The organism is Collinsella aerofaciens, assembly GCF_041537385.1.
Lineage (GTDB): Bacteria > Actinomycetota > Coriobacteriia > Coriobacteriales > Coriobacteriaceae > Collinsella > Collinsella aerofaciens_BV.
The window spans coordinates 94,152-107,905 of the sequence record NZ_JBGORS010000003.1 but is presented as its reverse complement, the minus strand read 5'-3'; the positions used below and the strand labels follow the sequence as shown (position 1 = coordinate 107,905).

The 13,754-nt window shown below is 62.2% G+C and carries 10 protein-coding genes; 7 read left to right on the top strand and 3 right to left on the bottom strand.

Going from position 1 to position 13,754, the window contains the following annotated elements:
* The first annotated feature begins 247 nt into the window (after window positions 1–247).
* Window positions 248–1,327: a Gfo/Idh/MocA family protein gene (locus tag ACEG18_RS05680; RefSeq protein WP_372541683.1), complete on the top strand. Its 1,080-nt coding sequence runs from the start codon at window positions 248–250 to the stop codon at window positions 1,325–1,327.
* A 3-nt stretch (window positions 1,328–1,330) separates the two neighbouring features.
* Window positions 1,331–2,077 carry a DeoR/GlpR family DNA-binding transcription regulator gene (locus ACEG18_RS05675; protein ID WP_271737246.1) on the top strand — a complete coding sequence of 249 codons (747 nt, stop codon included), beginning with the start codon at window positions 1,331–1,333 and terminating at the stop codon, window positions 2,075–2,077.
* Window positions 2,078–2,193: 116 nt separating this feature from the next.
* On the opposite strand, the gene ACEG18_RS05670 is transcribed toward ACEG18_RS05675, so the two are convergent.
* Window positions 2,194–2,853, bottom strand: a complete 660-nt coding sequence (locus ACEG18_RS05670; RefSeq protein ID WP_022094303.1) for an RluA family pseudouridine synthase — start codon at window positions 2,851–2,853, stop codon at window positions 2,194–2,196.
* Between the two features lie 15 nt (window positions 2,854–2,868).
* Window positions 2,869–5,364: a U32 family peptidase gene (locus ACEG18_RS05665; RefSeq protein WP_372541681.1), complete on the bottom strand. Its 2,496-nt coding sequence runs from the start codon at window positions 5,362–5,364 to the stop codon at window positions 2,869–2,871.
* A 300-nt stretch (window positions 5,365–5,664) separates the two neighbouring features.
* Here ACEG18_RS05665 and ACEG18_RS05660 point away from each other — a divergent pair, with 300 nt between their 5' ends.
* Entirely contained in the window at window positions 5,665–6,042 is a 378-nt protein-coding gene (locus tag ACEG18_RS05660; RefSeq protein WP_035137477.1) for a RidA family protein, read from the top strand.
* A gap of 112 nt (window positions 6,043–6,154) precedes the next feature.
* On the opposite strand, the gene ACEG18_RS05655 is transcribed toward ACEG18_RS05660, so the two are convergent.
* On the bottom strand, window positions 6,155–6,811 hold the full coding sequence (locus tag ACEG18_RS05655; RefSeq protein ID WP_372541679.1) for a helix-turn-helix transcriptional regulator: 657 nt from the start codon (window positions 6,809–6,811) through the stop codon (window positions 6,155–6,157).
* A gap of 352 nt (window positions 6,812–7,163) precedes the next feature.
* Here ACEG18_RS05655 and ACEG18_RS05650 point away from each other — a divergent pair, with 352 nt between their 5' ends.
* From ACEG18_RS05650 to ACEG18_RS05635, 4 genes are all read left to right on the top strand, one after another.
* A complete protein-coding gene (locus ACEG18_RS05650; RefSeq protein WP_055285183.1) occupies window positions 7,164–8,558 on the top strand; it encodes a uracil-xanthine permease family protein in 1,395 nt (464 codons plus the stop codon).
* Between the two features lie 195 nt (window positions 8,559–8,753).
* Window positions 8,754–10,109: a putative aminohydrolase SsnA gene (gene ssnA, locus ACEG18_RS05645; protein WP_372541677.1), complete on the top strand. Its 1,356-nt coding sequence runs from the start codon at window positions 8,754–8,756 to the stop codon at window positions 10,107–10,109.
* 148 nt (window positions 10,110–10,257) lie between these two features.
* On the top strand, window positions 10,258–13,257 hold the full coding sequence (gene ygfK, locus ACEG18_RS05640; RefSeq protein WP_372541676.1) for a putative selenate reductase subunit YgfK: 3,000 nt from the start codon (window positions 10,258–10,260) through the stop codon (window positions 13,255–13,257).
* Between the two features lie 11 nt (window positions 13,258–13,268).
* Window positions 13,269–13,748, top strand: a complete 480-nt coding sequence (locus ACEG18_RS05635; protein WP_055252516.1) for a 4Fe-4S binding protein — start codon at window positions 13,269–13,271, stop codon at window positions 13,746–13,748.
* Window positions 13,749–13,754 lie beyond the last annotated feature (6 nt).

Genomic DNA, 13,754 nt, shown 5'->3' with positions numbered 1-13,754 from the left:
ATACAGCCTACTCTGTCTTTTAGGGCTTTGGTGTTCCGCTCCTTTATGTTTCACAAGGATCGTTGCATGCGCATTTACGCGCATAGGCTTGCGCGATAATGCGCATAACCGCGCAAACATCTGCCAACTATGGCTAAATAATGACCGATAAGCAAATAAGCACGCAAACACGAGCAGATACGCGCGCAATTGTGCGAGTATAGGGTTGTTAGAAATGAAGGACTTCCGATAACTCAGGAGGCACATAATGGCAGATTCCAAACAGGCTCCGCTCGACGCCGAAGCAGCCGCTAAGGCGGCGTTCGCTTCGGTCCAGGACAGGCCATTCCCCGATGATATCTTTACGGCCCCCGAGCTCCGCTGGGCTGTGATCGGTTGCGGTGTTATCGCCAATCAGATGGCCCAGTCTCTCGCTCTTGCCGGCCGCAAGCTTGCGGGCGTCGCCAACCGTACGCTGTCCAAGGCTCAGGCTTTTGCTGAGCAGTATGGCATCGAGAAGGTCTATGAATCGGTCGAGGACCTCTATGCCGATCCGAACATCGACGCGATCTATATCACCACCCCGCATAACACGCATATCACCTACCTGCGCGCCGCTCTGGCAGCTGGTAAGCACGTACTCTGCGAGAAGGCCATTACCCTCAATTCCGCTGAGCTCGACGAGGCGCGTGCCATCGCCGACGAGCACAACGTGGTCCTCATGGATGCCACTACGGTGCTCCACATGCCCTTGTATCAGGAGCTGCGCCGCCGCATGGATGCCGGCGAGTTTGGCCGCATGAATCTTGCTCAGCTCAACTTTGGTAGCTATAAGGAGTACGGCGACCTGACCAACCGCTTCTACAATCGCAACCTTGCTGGCGGTGCCATGCTCGATATTGGCGTCTATGCCCTGTCCGTTATGCGCTTCTTTATGGCAAGCCAGCCCGCTGAGGTCATTTCGCTGGGCAACACCTGCGAGACCGGCGTTGACGTTGCGGGCGGCATCGTCTGCCGTAATGCCGAGCAGCAGCTGGGTGTTGTGAGCCTCACGCTCCACTCCAAGCAACCCAAGCGCTCGATTATTAGCTTCGATAAGTGTTATATCGAGGTCAACGAGTATCCGCGCGCCGATCACGCGACCATCGTGTGGACTGCGGACGGCCACCGCGAGGAGGTCCACGCCGGCACCGAGGCTTACGCCCTTTGCTATGAGATGGCCGATCTTGAGAAGGCCGTTGCCGGCGACGACTCTAAGCGCGAGCTGCTGGATTATGCTTCTGATGTTATGAAGCTTATGACCAAGCTTCGCGCCGACTGGGGAGTCGTGTACCCCGAGGAGGAGTAAGCGATGCTTGCGGAAGATAGGCTCAACGCGATCGTGTCGATGGTTCAGCAGGCCGGCTCGGTTACCGTGCCGGAGCTTGCTGAGGCCCTGGGCGTGACGGCGTCTACCATTCGGCGCGACCTGCAGACGCTCGATCGAGCGCACCGCATCGCCAAGGTCCACGGTGGGGCGACGAGTCTTGAGCGCGCGCACGTGACGCGCGACCTAACGCTTAATGAGCGCAGCGACCTCCATAACGATGACAAGGAGCGTATCTGCGCCCGTGCGGCGGCGCTTGTGGAGCCTGAGAGCTTTGTATACATCGACTCGGGCTCGACGACGCTCAGGCTCATCGAGCATCTTCCACACCTTGAAGATGTCACCTATGTGACCGATTCCGTGCTCCATGCTCAACGCCTTGCTTTGCGCGGCATGCGTACCGTGGTGCTGGGCGGCGAGCTCAAACCCGAGACCGAGGCGCTCGTTGGCCCCGATGCCCTGGCAACCTTAGACCGCTACAACTTCAACTGTGGCTTTTGGGGCTCTAACGGCATTGCCGCCGAGCAGGGCTTCACAGCGCCCGATATCGAGGAGGCGCAAGTAAAGCGTATCTCGATGCGCCATACGGCCAAGCGCTTCGTAATCTCGGACGCCAGTAAATTTGGCATGGTGGCGCCCGTCAAGTTCGCGGACTTCCGCGACGCAACGATTATTACCGCAGGCGATGTCCCCGCCAAGTACCGGGCAATGGACAACGTCATCACGGTCTAACAGCAGGGGACGGGCAAGCGCCAAAACCACCGCGAAGGGGTAGGAACCTATGTGGTGGTTTTGACGTTTGTCCAGATAAAACCTGCCAAAATAAACCTGTCCCTTTTCGGCAGGTTTTAGGGCTCCCAGGGGCAGGGGGCTTCTATGTGGATGTGCTCGCCGGTTACGGGATGCGTGAAGGACACGCTGTGGGCGTGGAGCATCAGGCCGCAGGGGCGCGGCGTTCCGTACAGGTCGTCGCCAACCAGGGGATGATGCTCGCTCGCCAGATGCACACGGATTTGGTGCTTACGGCCGGTGAGCAACTCGACATCGATATACGAACGCGCGGGAAGGCCTCGGCGGCTCTTAAGGCGCTTGAGCACCTTCACGCGCGTCTGAGACGGCTTGCCGCTGGCGCCAACGCGCATCTTGCGGCTATCGTGGCGGTCGCGGGCGATGGGCTTGTCGATGAGCTTCTCGTTCCAGTCGATCTTGCCCTCGGCGAGCGCCAGATAGTGCTTTTCGAACGCGTGGTCGATAATCATCTGGTCAAAGGCGGGCTGCGTCTGCTTGTCGAGCGAGAACAGCACCACGCCGGTGGTGTCACGGTCCAGGCGATTGAGCGGCTGCATGTCGGTCGCGGCAAAGCCGTCGCCCATCGCCAGCAGCAGGTCGCTGGCGTAGTCGGTGAGCGTGCGCTCGCCGGTGCCGTCGCCGTGGACAATCATGCCGGCGGGCTTGTCGATGGCCATAAGCCAGGCGTCGCAGTAGAGGACTTGAGGTTCTTCGTTCACGTGTAAGCCTTTCGGTTAGCTAATTCCCACAAACATGCAGCCCGAGGTGGCGCCGCGCAGGCGGGCGGCGGGCTTACGGCCGGCTTGAGCCGCCTCGACGGCGCGACGGACGCGAGCGACGGCACGGCCAATCTCATCGGCCTCGAGCAGGGTTCCGTCGACCATAAGATGACGGACGCCGGCGTCGAGCAACTGCGGTACCTGCGGCGTGAGGTCGATGGGGTAGGCGTCGTACAGGCGTGAGCGGCCGTGGATGTCGGTACGCACCGGCATGATCTTGCCGTCGATATTCTTGAGCGAGAGCTTGCGGGCACGCAGGCGGCAGTTGGCACAATCGTGGATACAGCCGTTGGCAACCTGCAGGATGCAGTGCTCGCTCGTCATAACGCGCGGGCGGCCAAAGACGGTGATGCCCAGAGCCGCGGGCGCGGCGGCGCCGAGCGAGACAATCTCGTCGAGTGTGATCTCGGGCGAGAGCCAAAGCGCACCGGCTCCGCGCTCGGCAAGCGCCTCCATGCAGGGCGTGTTGTGCACCGGCAGGCAAGAGCGAATCTCGGCCGTGGCGCCAACCTGGGCGGCCAGGGCAAGCTCAGAGATGTTGCCAATAGCGACCGTGGCGCCGGCAACAACCCACGGGTCGACGCGTACGTGGTCAACGGCGCGGCAGACCTCGTCGAGCACGGGTACGATGCCCTGCTCAAATGCATCGGCGGGGGAGAGCTCGGTCGCATCGAGTGCATCGGTGGTCATGTAGATGCGCGTTACACCCTCGGCGCGAGCGGCCTCGGCGGCCTCGAGCGAGGTGACGGTGGCGCAGATCTGCGGCTCATCGCGGTAGTGCTCGAGCGCGGGGCGGGAATCACTGGTTACAATCGCCGGCAGCTCGAGCGTTTTCGCGCGCTCCTCGTACGGTGCCAGAATGGCCTCTTCCAGCGCCTTACAAGCGGCGGCGCGCACCTTGTGCACGGCGGAAAAGCCCATACCGCAGCCGGCGTCGAGCGAAACGTCAAAGCTTGCGGCCTCAAAGGGAGAGGAGCCCATGCGCCCGACGTGCTCAACCAGATCGGATGCCTCGACGGCGCGGGTCTTGGCAGCCTCGACGGTAAAGCCCGTGGCCGTGGCCGTAAGCGAAGGATCGTCGCAACAGGTGAGCGTAACGGCAAACGGCTCGCCCAGACGCGCCACAACGGACACGTCTACGGCGCGGCGGCGCAGCACATCGCGCTTGAGCGCGGCGCCGGCGGCGTCAATGGCGCGCTGGCTTCGAATCACGCGCACGCGGCAGCCCTCGGGCATGCTACGGGGCACGCGACACTCGATGACATCGCCGGCAGCGGCATCATCGGCGGCAATGGTGGTCAGGAACTGGTCAAACTCGTTATCGTGGCGAAGCTCCAGCAGGTCGCCCTTGCCCACGGGCTCAAACAGCTCAATGCGGGCGATGGCGGCGCGGCGACGGCGGTCGTCGGGCTTGAGTCCGCGTACATCGCGGTTGGCCAGACGGCTGCCCAGCACCGTGCCCACAATCTGGCCGCGGTTGTTGGAGCGCTCGTAGCTCATCATCTCGTCGCCCGAGGTGCCGTCTTGATAGGCGTGCGTAAAGTCGCGGTTAAAACAGCGCTTGAGTTGGCGCTGGCGAGCGGCGTCCTCATCCTTAGAGGTCGAAACATCGGCAAGCATGTCATCAATCTGATGACGATACACGTCGACGATGGAATACACGTAATCGGGGGCCTTCATGCGGCCCTCAAGCTTGAGCGATGCGGCGCCGGCGTCATACAGACGGCGAATAAGCTGCGACGTGTTGGTGTCGCGCGGGCACAGCGCGCGCTCGCGACCGGCAGGGGAGAGCGAGCGGCCGTTCTCGTCGATCAGCTCGTAAGGCAGGCGACAGGGCTGAGCGCACATGCCGCGGTTGGCCGAGCGGCCTGCCATGGCAAAGCTCGACAGCAGGCACAGGCCCGAGTAGCAAAAGCAGATGGCGCCGTGGCTAAAGACCTCAAGGTCGACATCGGGCGCGGCGTCGTGGATGGCGGCGATCTCGTCGATGGAGAGCTCGCGCGAGAGAGTCACGCGGTCGGCGCCCTGTTCGCGGCACCAAAGCGTTCCGCGGTCGTCATGGATGTTCGCCTGGGTCGAGATATGGGTTTCGATGCCGGGCATGGTGCGCTTGACCTCAAAGAACAGACCCCAGTCCTGGATGATGAAGGCATCGGCGCCCAGCGTGGAGCAGCGGTGGATGAGTTGCAGCGCATCGCCCATCTCGGACTGCTTGATGACGATGTTGACCGTGACGTAGACGCGCGACCCGGCTAGATGCGCGGCGCGGCAGGCCTGCTCAAAGGCCTCGTCGGTAAAGTTGGTGGCCTTGCGGCGGGCGTTGAAGCTGCCCATGCCGCAATAGATGGCGTCTGCCCCCGCGGCGAGTGCGGCGGCAAAGGGCTCGGGCCCTCCGGCGGGCGCTAAAAGCTCGGGTCTGCGGTTGGTGGTTCGACTGGCGGTTGCGGTCATATCCTGCCTTTCAAAATGCTCAGATATTCAAAAGTATAGTGGCGCCGTTGCGGCAGGCGATGCCCGTGCTCCAAGCGGGATAAAGTCTTCAGCAGCTTGGACTGGCTGCTCCACATGAGAACCGTTCAGCGGTTCGGGGAGACCGTTGGGCGATAAAATATTCTCGCAAGCTGATAATATTCTTGCATCAAACAGAAACCTTGAGTACCATCCCAATCAAGCGCGGTGTTCAGACCGAACTGTGCCTCCCGGTGTGAACGCCGCGCTCACGCTTTCTCAACTGATCGTAAGGAGATAAACATGAGCAAGACCGTCGTGTCTTCCGATAACGCACCCGCAGCCATCGGCCCGTATTCCCCTGGTATCCAGACCGGCAACATGGTGTTCCTGTCCGGCCAGCTGGGCATCGACCCTGCAACCGGCAAGATGCCCGAGGGCGTCGAGGCCCAGGCCAAGCAGTCCCTCGCCAACGTCGAGGCCCTGCTGACCGCTGCCGGCGCCACCTTTGCCGATGTCGTCAAGACCACGGTCTACCTGGCCGACATTGCCGACTTCGCTGCCGTGAACGAGATCTATGCCTCCAAGTTCGAGGCTCCGTTCCCCGCGCGCAGCGCTTTCCAGGTTGCCGCCCTTCCGGCTGGCGGTCTGGTTGAGATTGAGGTCGTCGCCGCTCTCTAAGGCGTTGGCAACAACTAAACATGACATGCAAAAAGACCCTGCAGCGCGTGCGAGCTGCAGGGTCTTTTGTCAAGTGACGGGTCGCTTGTGGAGCCGCGCTCCATTTTGCTCGTTAGCCCTCCTTGCGAACTTTTTGCAGGTAGCGGTAGACGCTGGGCTCCGAGATGCCCAGCGCGGTGGCGGCGCAGGCCACGGCACCCTTGAGCATGAACACCCCGTTGCCGTTGAGGTGGCGAATGACGTCCACGCGGTCGCTCTGACCAAGTGACGCTACGTCCAGCCCGCGCGCGCTCAGCAACTCGGCAATGCTGCGGTCGATGAGCTCCTGTGTGGACTCCGAAAGGCTTTCGACCTCGATAGGGGCGGGCTCCGTGCGCGTCGGCGCTGCGTCGAAGCACGCCATGAGCTGCTGCGCCATGGCGTTGATGGAACGCACGGTCGAGAGATCGGTGTTGACGCAGAGCATACCGACGATCTCGTCATGCTCGCGGATAAAGTACGTCGCTGACTCCAACGTCTTGCCGCCGGCACCGCGCCCCTCGTAGCCCGTAATAAACGGCAGGTCGCGATACTTGGGGTCGTGCATGATCTTGAGCGCCAGATCGGTGGCGGGGCCGCCGACCTTGCGGCCGCTCACGATGCCGTTGCGAATATCGACGATGGCGTGGTCGGGATCCGAGAAATCGTGCAGCACGATTTCGCTGTTTTTGCCGAGTATCTGCTCCAGAAAATCGACCATCGGCAAAAAGCGGCGTACGGTCTCGTTCACGGGCAACTCCTTTGGGTGAAATCGGAAATGTTCATAACAATTTTTTCTCATGGTAACACGCTGCCCATCATCTCGTATATCCGCAGGTACATTGCGTAATACAGATGAGCGGTAGATATTTGGCGGTAAACGGTTGACCAAAAGAAAAGTTAGATGTTATTTTGACCAGACACTTTCCTGACCTGCGGAAATGCGTTATTTCAGCTGAAGAATAGTCTGATAACAAAAAATTATTATTGAGAATGAGAATCATCTTTAATACGATATGCAATGAAGGCACAACCTCAACCCCGCGCTGCGTCACAATAGAGCGTTAGATGCGAAAACAACTACTTCGAGGATTGGTGGTCAAATGACCCAGGAGACGGTTACGAACGGCACTGAAGCCCTGTTCACTCGCGAAGGCATGCCTCCCGTTAAGGAAATGATCCCGTGTGCCCTTCAGCACGTACTGGCATCGTTTGCCGGCATCATTACCCCGGCGGTCATCATGGCCGGCGTCTACGGCTTTAATAGCCAGCAGAGCACCGACATCATCCAGGTCGCGCTCATTCTTTCGGCGATCGATACGGCCCTTCAGGCCTTCGCTCCCTTCCGTCGCATCGGCGGCGGCCTGCCCATCGTCATGGGCGTTTCGTTCGCGTTCCTGCCGGCCCTGCAGGCCATGGGTGCCTCGGGCTTTAGCTTTGGTGCGCTGCTGGGCGGCGAGATCGTCGGCGGCGCCGTCGCAGTCCTCTTTGGTCTGGCCTACAGCAAGATCAAGTGGCTGTTCCCGCCCGTCGTGACCGGTACGGTCATCTTCTCCATCGGCGTTTCGCTGTATCCCACGGCCGTCAAGTATATGGCCGGCGGTATGGGTACGCCGCTGTGGGGCACCCCGCAGGCCTGGTGTGTCGCTCTTATCACCTTCGCCGTGGTCTTTGCGCTCGCCAACTTTGGCAAGGGCACGCTCAAGCTGGGATCCGTGTTCTTTGGCATGATCGTCGGCATGATCGTCTCCATCCCCTTTGGCATGATCGACTTCTCCAGCGTCGCCACCGCTCAGGTCTTCGCCCTTCCCAAGCTCATGCCCTACGCGCTCGAGTTTGATCCCGAGGTCTGCATTACCCTCGCCGTCGTGTTCCCCATGGTTGCTATTCAGGTTATCGGTGACGTCTCCGCCGCCTGCCTGGGCTCCATCGACCGTATGCCCACCGAGCGCGAGCTCTCCGGCGCTATCGTGTCCCAGGGCCTCACCTCTATGGTCGGCGGCCTGCTGGGCGGTCTTCCCACCAGCGCCCTTGGCCAGAACGTGGGCATCATCTGCTCCAACAAGGTCGTCAACAAGTGGGTCTTTGTGATCATCGCGGCCGTCTTTGCCATCGCCGGTCTGTTCCCGCAGCTCTCTGCCGTCCTTTCCGCTATCCCGCAGCCCGTCATCGGTGGCGCGACCGTCGGCGTCTTTGGCACCATCACCATGAACGGCGTGCGCATGTTCACCCGCGAGGGCCTCACGCAGCGCACTACCACCATCGTCGGTACCTCCGTCGTCTTCGGCCTGGGTATCTGGATGGCCAGCGGCTGCCTTGCCGGCGAGGGTATGCCCGCCTGGGTGTCCACCGTCATCGGCTCCAATGCCGTAACCCCCACCGCCATCATGGCCATTGTCCTTAACCTGATCCTTCCGCAGACGCCGGTCGTGGCTCAGCACATCGATGCTGCCAAGGACGCTGCCGTGGATCTGGTCTTGCCCGAGAGCAAGAAGTAACCAATTCGGTGCTATTCGTCGGCGGACGCATCGCCTCGTCCGCCGACGTCATGCGGCGCCAAGCCGCACTTCAAAGGGTTTGTCCCTTTGGTGAAGCGTTGACGGGAGAGGGCCCGTTTCCGGTGTAGGCCGGCGCTTCGCACTCCGCCATGTCAGAGGTGTCAAACCCCGCCCCTGATGTCGAAGGGAGCATCCATGCTTCTGGTCGCTAACGGTTCCGTCTTTACCCGCAACGCTCAGACCCCGTTCATTCCAAACGGTGCGGTCGCCATTGACGGAGATACGATCGTCGAAGTGGGCCCCGAGTGCGAGCTCAAGGCCAAGTACCCGGATGCCGAGTACGTCGACGCCCAGGGCAACCTCATCATGCCCGGACTCATCAACTGCCACACCCACATCTACTCGGGTCTGGCCCGCGGCCTTGCCATTAAGGGCTGCAACCCCACCAACTTCCTGGAGAATCTTGAGCAGCAGTGGTGGAAGATTGACGACAACCTGACGCTCGACGGCACCAAGGCCAGCGCCTACGCCACGATTCTTGACTCCATCCGCGATGGCGTCACCACGATCTTCGATCACCATGCGAGCTTCTGCGAGATCCCGGGAAGCCTCTTCACCATTAAGGACGCAGCTCAGGAGCTGGGTATGCGTTCGTGCCTGTGCTACGAGGTCTCTGATCGCCGCGGCCAGCAAAAATGCGACCAGGCCATTGCCGAGAACGCCGAATTTGCCCAGTGGGCCGCCAAGGAGCGTCGCGATAACGACAACCACATGATCGCCGCCATGTTTGGCGGACATGCCACCTTTACGCTTTCGGACGAGACCATGGACAAGATGGCCGAGGCCAACAACGGCCTGACCGGCTTCCACATCCATGTGTGCGAGGGCATGAACGACGTGTGGGATTCCCGCCTCAACCGCGGTGGCATCAGCCCGGTCGAGCGCCTGCTGCAGCACAACCTGCTGGGTCCCGACACCATGCTGGGCCACTGCATCCACGTGACGCCTGCCGAGATGGATATCGTCAAGGAGTCCGGCACCTGGCTCGTCAACAACCCCGAATCCAATATGGGCAACGCCGTGGGCTGCGCCCCCGTGCTCGAGTTCTTCCGCCGCGGCATCCCCGTGTGCATGGGCACCGACGCCTACACCCACGATATGCTCGAGAGCCTTAAGGTCTTCCTGATCATTCAGCGTCACAACGCCGCCATGCCCAACGTGGGCTGGTGCGAGGCCATGACCATGCTGTTCGAGAACAACGCCAAGATGGCGAGCAAGTACTTCGATCGCAAGCTCGGTGTGCTCGAGGCCGGCGCTGCCGCCGACGTCATCGTCATGGACTACAAGCCCTTTACGCCGCTGAGCGAGGAGAATATCGACGGCCACATGCTCTTTGGCATGATGGGCAAAAACTGCCGCACCACCATCATCAACGGCCGCGTCCTGTACAAGGATCGCGAGTTTGTCGGTATTGATGAGGACAAGATCAACGCGTGGACCATGGCTGAGTCCAAGAAGCTCTGGAGCACGCTCAACGATCGCGCCTACTAATTACAAGTAGATTCACGCGCGTCGGATGTTTCGCCGCATCCGACGCGCGTATAGGCGGCCTCCGCGGGGTCGCCGGCGCTGTGCTAGCGCTACACCGTATTTGCGCCCGCCGCGCGGTCTCGCCGGGCGTTACAGAGAGGAGCTCATTATGAGCGACATCATGAGGCCGATCCCGTTTTCGCAGCTGATGAACTGGATCATCGAGGAGCACAAGACTCAGGGCGCCGTCTTTGGCGTGCGCAAGATGGTCACGGCCAACCAGGAGGGCGCGCTTCCCATTTTTGACGAGCGCATCGAGACCCCGTTTGGCCCGGCCGCCGGTCCCAACACGCAGCTTGCCCAGAACATCGTGGCATCCTACGTGGCCGGTTCTCGCTTCTTTGAGCTCAAGACCGTTCAGGTTATGGACGGCGAGGAACTCTCCAAGTGTGTGAACAAGCCCTGCATTGTGGCACAGGACGAGTGCTACAACTGCGAGTGGTCGACCGAGCTCGAGGTTCCGCAGGCTTTTGCCGAGTACGTGAAGGCATGGTTTGCCTGCCACCTGATCGCTCGCGAGTACGGCCTGGGCAGCCCGGACGGCTTTGTCTTCAACATGTCCGTGGGCTATGACCTAGAGGGCATCAAGAGCCCCAAGGTCGACGCCTATATCGAGGGCATGAAGGACGCCAGCGGCTCCGACGTCTGGAACGAGTGCCGCACGTGGGCGCTCGCCAACTTGGACAAGTTTGAGCATGTCGACGCCGCGTTTGTCGAGTCCATCCCGGCGCGCGTCTCCAACTCCATCACCGAGTCCACGCTGCATGGCTGCCCGCCCGCCGAGATCGAGCGCATCGCGACCTACCTCATCACCGAGAAGGGCCTCAACACCTACATCAAGTGCAACCCCACGCTGCTGGGCTATGAGTTTGCCCGCCAGCGCCTCAACGAGCTGGGCTTCGACTACATCGTCTTCGATGACACGCACTTCCGCGAGGACCTGCAGTGGGTCGACGCCGTGCCTATGTTCGAGCGCCTCATCGCCCTGTGCGCCGAGCGCGGCCTGGAGTTTGGCGTCAAGCTGACCAACACGTTCCCCGTCGACGTGACGAGGAACGAGCTGCCCTCCACCGAGATGTACATGTCCGGCCGTTCGCTGTTCTCACTGACCATTGAGGCTGCCCGCCGCATTACCGAGCAGTTCGATGGCAAACTGCGCATCAGCTACTCCGGTGGCGCCACGGTCTACAACATCCGCGCCCTGTATGACGCCGGCATTTGGCCCGTCACCCTGGCGACCGACGTGCTCAAGCCCGGTGGCTACGAGCGCTTTGGCCAGATGGCCGGCGAGTTTACCGACCTGGACGGCAAGCCGTTCGCGGGTGTCTCTCTCGACGCCGTGACCGCGATCCAGACCGACTCGCTCACCAACCCGCTCTACAAGAAGCCGCTGCGCCCGCTGCCCGATCGCAAGGTCGCCGGCAAGAGCCCGCTTTCCGACTGCTTTACCACGCCGTGCCGCACGAGCTGCCCCATCCAGCAGGATATTCCCGCCTACCTGGCGGCCGTTGACGAGGGCCGCTTCGAGGACGCACTCAACATCATCATCGAGCGCAACGCCCTGCCGTTCATTACCGGCACCATCTGCCCGCATCCCTGCGGCCGTGCCTGCGAGCGCGCGTTCTACGAGCCCGAGGGCGCCCAGATCCGCGCCAGCAAGCTCAAGGCCGCCCGCGAGGCCATGACCGCCGTGCTGCCCAAGCTGCGCGCCCAGGCCACCGCCAACGACGGCGAGCGCAACGTTGCCGTTATCGGCGGCGGCCCTGCCGGTCTGGCGACGGCGTTCTTCCTGACGCGCGCCGGCGTGCCCGTTACCATCTTTGAGGCCCGCGATTCGCTCGGCGGCGTGGTCCGTCACGTGATCCCCGAGTTCCGTATCGCCAGCGACGATATCTCGCACGATGCCGAGCTCTGCCTGGCCTTTGGCGCCAAGGTTCAGCTCAACGCCCGCGTGGAGTCCATCGACGAGCTCAAGGCCCAGGGCTTTACCGACGTGGTCGTGGCCACCGGTGCCTGGATGCCCGGCTCTGCGGGCCTGGGCGAGGGTGCCGAGCTCGATGTGCTGGAGTTCCTCGAGACCGCCAAGAAGGGCGAGAAGCTCGAGCTGGGCGAGGACGTCGTAGTCATTGGCGCCGGCAACACCGCCATGGATGCGGCCCGCGTGGCCAAGCGCCTGGCTGGTGTGAAGAACGTGCGCCTGGTGTATCGCCGCACCAAGAAGCAGATGCCCGCCGACGAGGAAGAGCTCGATCTTGCTCTTGCCGATGGCGTTGAGTTCTGCGAGCTGCTGGCGCCCAAGGCACTTAACGGCGCCGTGCTGACCTGCGATGTTATGGAGCTTGGCGAGCCGGATGCAAGCGGCCGTCGCAGCCCTGTCGCCACGGGCGAGACCGTTGAGCTTCCCGCCACCACGGTGATCTGCGCCGTGGGCGAGGGCATCGATGCCAGCCTGTACGATGCCGCGGGCGTCGAGCACGACCGTCGCGGCCGCCTTGCCGCCACCTCCACCGGCGTCGAGGGCGTCTGGGCTGCAGGTGACTGCCGTCGCGGTCCTGCCACCGTGGTCGAGGCTATCGCCGACGCCGCCGAGGTCGCCCGTGCCATCGCCGGCGTTGACTTTAACAAGTACGCCGATTGCAACGAGCAGGCTGGCCGCGAGGACACCTGCTACGAGCGCAAGGGGTCGCTGTGCCGCGACAAGCGCAACTGCACCAAGACCCGCTGCCTGGGCTGCGGCTCGGTGTGCGAGGTCTGCTGCGACGTGTGCCCCAACCGCGCCAACGTGGCCATTAAGGTGCCGGGCCTGGCCAAGCATCAGGTCGTCCACGTCGACGGTATGTGCAACGAGTGCGGCAACTGCGCCGTGTTCTGCCCCTACCAGGAGGGCCGTCCCTACAAGGACAAGCTCACCCTGTTCTGGAGCGAGCAGGACATGGAGAACTCCGAGAACGAGGGCTTCCTGGCCGTGGACGAGGACCACTTTAAGGTCCGCGTCGCCGGCACGGTCCGCACCGTCTCGGTCGATGCCGTCAACACCGGCCTTCCCGAGGCCGTCCGCCTGACCATCAAGGCCGTGCGCGACAACTATCCGTACCTTCTTAAGAAATAGGCGAGTCTCTTATGGCCAAATCCATTCAACATAACGTGGCCTACGTTGCCTGCGGAAGCGGTTGTGCCTCCGCAGGCGGCGACGCCCGCTGCAGCGAAGGCTGCATTGGCTGTGGCGCCTGCGTCACGGCCTGCCCCCACGGCGCCATTGCGCTGGTCGATGGCATCGCCCGCGTGGATCGCTCAAAGTGCACGGGCTGTGGCCTGTGCGGCATGGCGTGCCCGCAGCGCGTGATTGCCTTCGTCCCCGGCTACCAGAATATCCTGGTGCGCTGCAACAACACCGATAAGGGCGCCATCGCCCGCAAGATATGCGACACCAGCTGCATCGGTTGCGGCATGTGCGCTAAAAAGTGCCCTGCCGGCGCTATTCGCATCGAGGACAACTGCGCCCATATCGACGGCGCGGACTGCCTGTCGTGCGGCATGTGCGCCGTCGTCTGCCCGCATGGCGCCATTCACGACCGCACCGGCATCGCCGCCGGCGTGTAGAAGGGA

Excerpts from the sequence above, each read along its gene's own strand:
- ACEG18_RS05680 (WP_372541683.1), top strand. The coding sequence starts at position 248 with ATGGCAGATTCCAAACAGGCTCCGCTCGACGCCGAAGCAGCCGCTAAG.
- ACEG18_RS05675 (WP_271737246.1), top strand. The coding sequence starts at position 1,331 with ATGCTTGCGGAAGATAGGCTCAACGCGATCGTGTCGATGGTTCAGCAG.
- ACEG18_RS05665 (WP_372541681.1), bottom strand. The coding sequence starts at position 5,364 with ATGACCGCAACCGCCAGTCGAACCACCAACCGCAGACCCGAGCTTTTA.
- ACEG18_RS05660 (WP_035137477.1), top strand. The coding sequence starts at position 5,665 with ATGAGCAAGACCGTCGTGTCTTCCGATAACGCACCCGCAGCCATCGGC.
- ACEG18_RS05650 (WP_055285183.1), top strand. The coding sequence starts at position 7,164 with ATGACCCAGGAGACGGTTACGAACGGCACTGAAGCCCTGTTCACTCGC.
- ssnA (WP_372541677.1), top strand. The coding sequence starts at position 8,754 with ATGCTTCTGGTCGCTAACGGTTCCGTCTTTACCCGCAACGCTCAGACC.
- ygfK (WP_372541676.1), top strand. The coding sequence starts at position 10,258 with ATGAGCGACATCATGAGGCCGATCCCGTTTTCGCAGCTGATGAACTGG.
- ACEG18_RS05635 (WP_055252516.1), top strand. The coding sequence starts at position 13,269 with ATGGCCAAATCCATTCAACATAACGTGGCCTACGTTGCCTGCGGAAGC.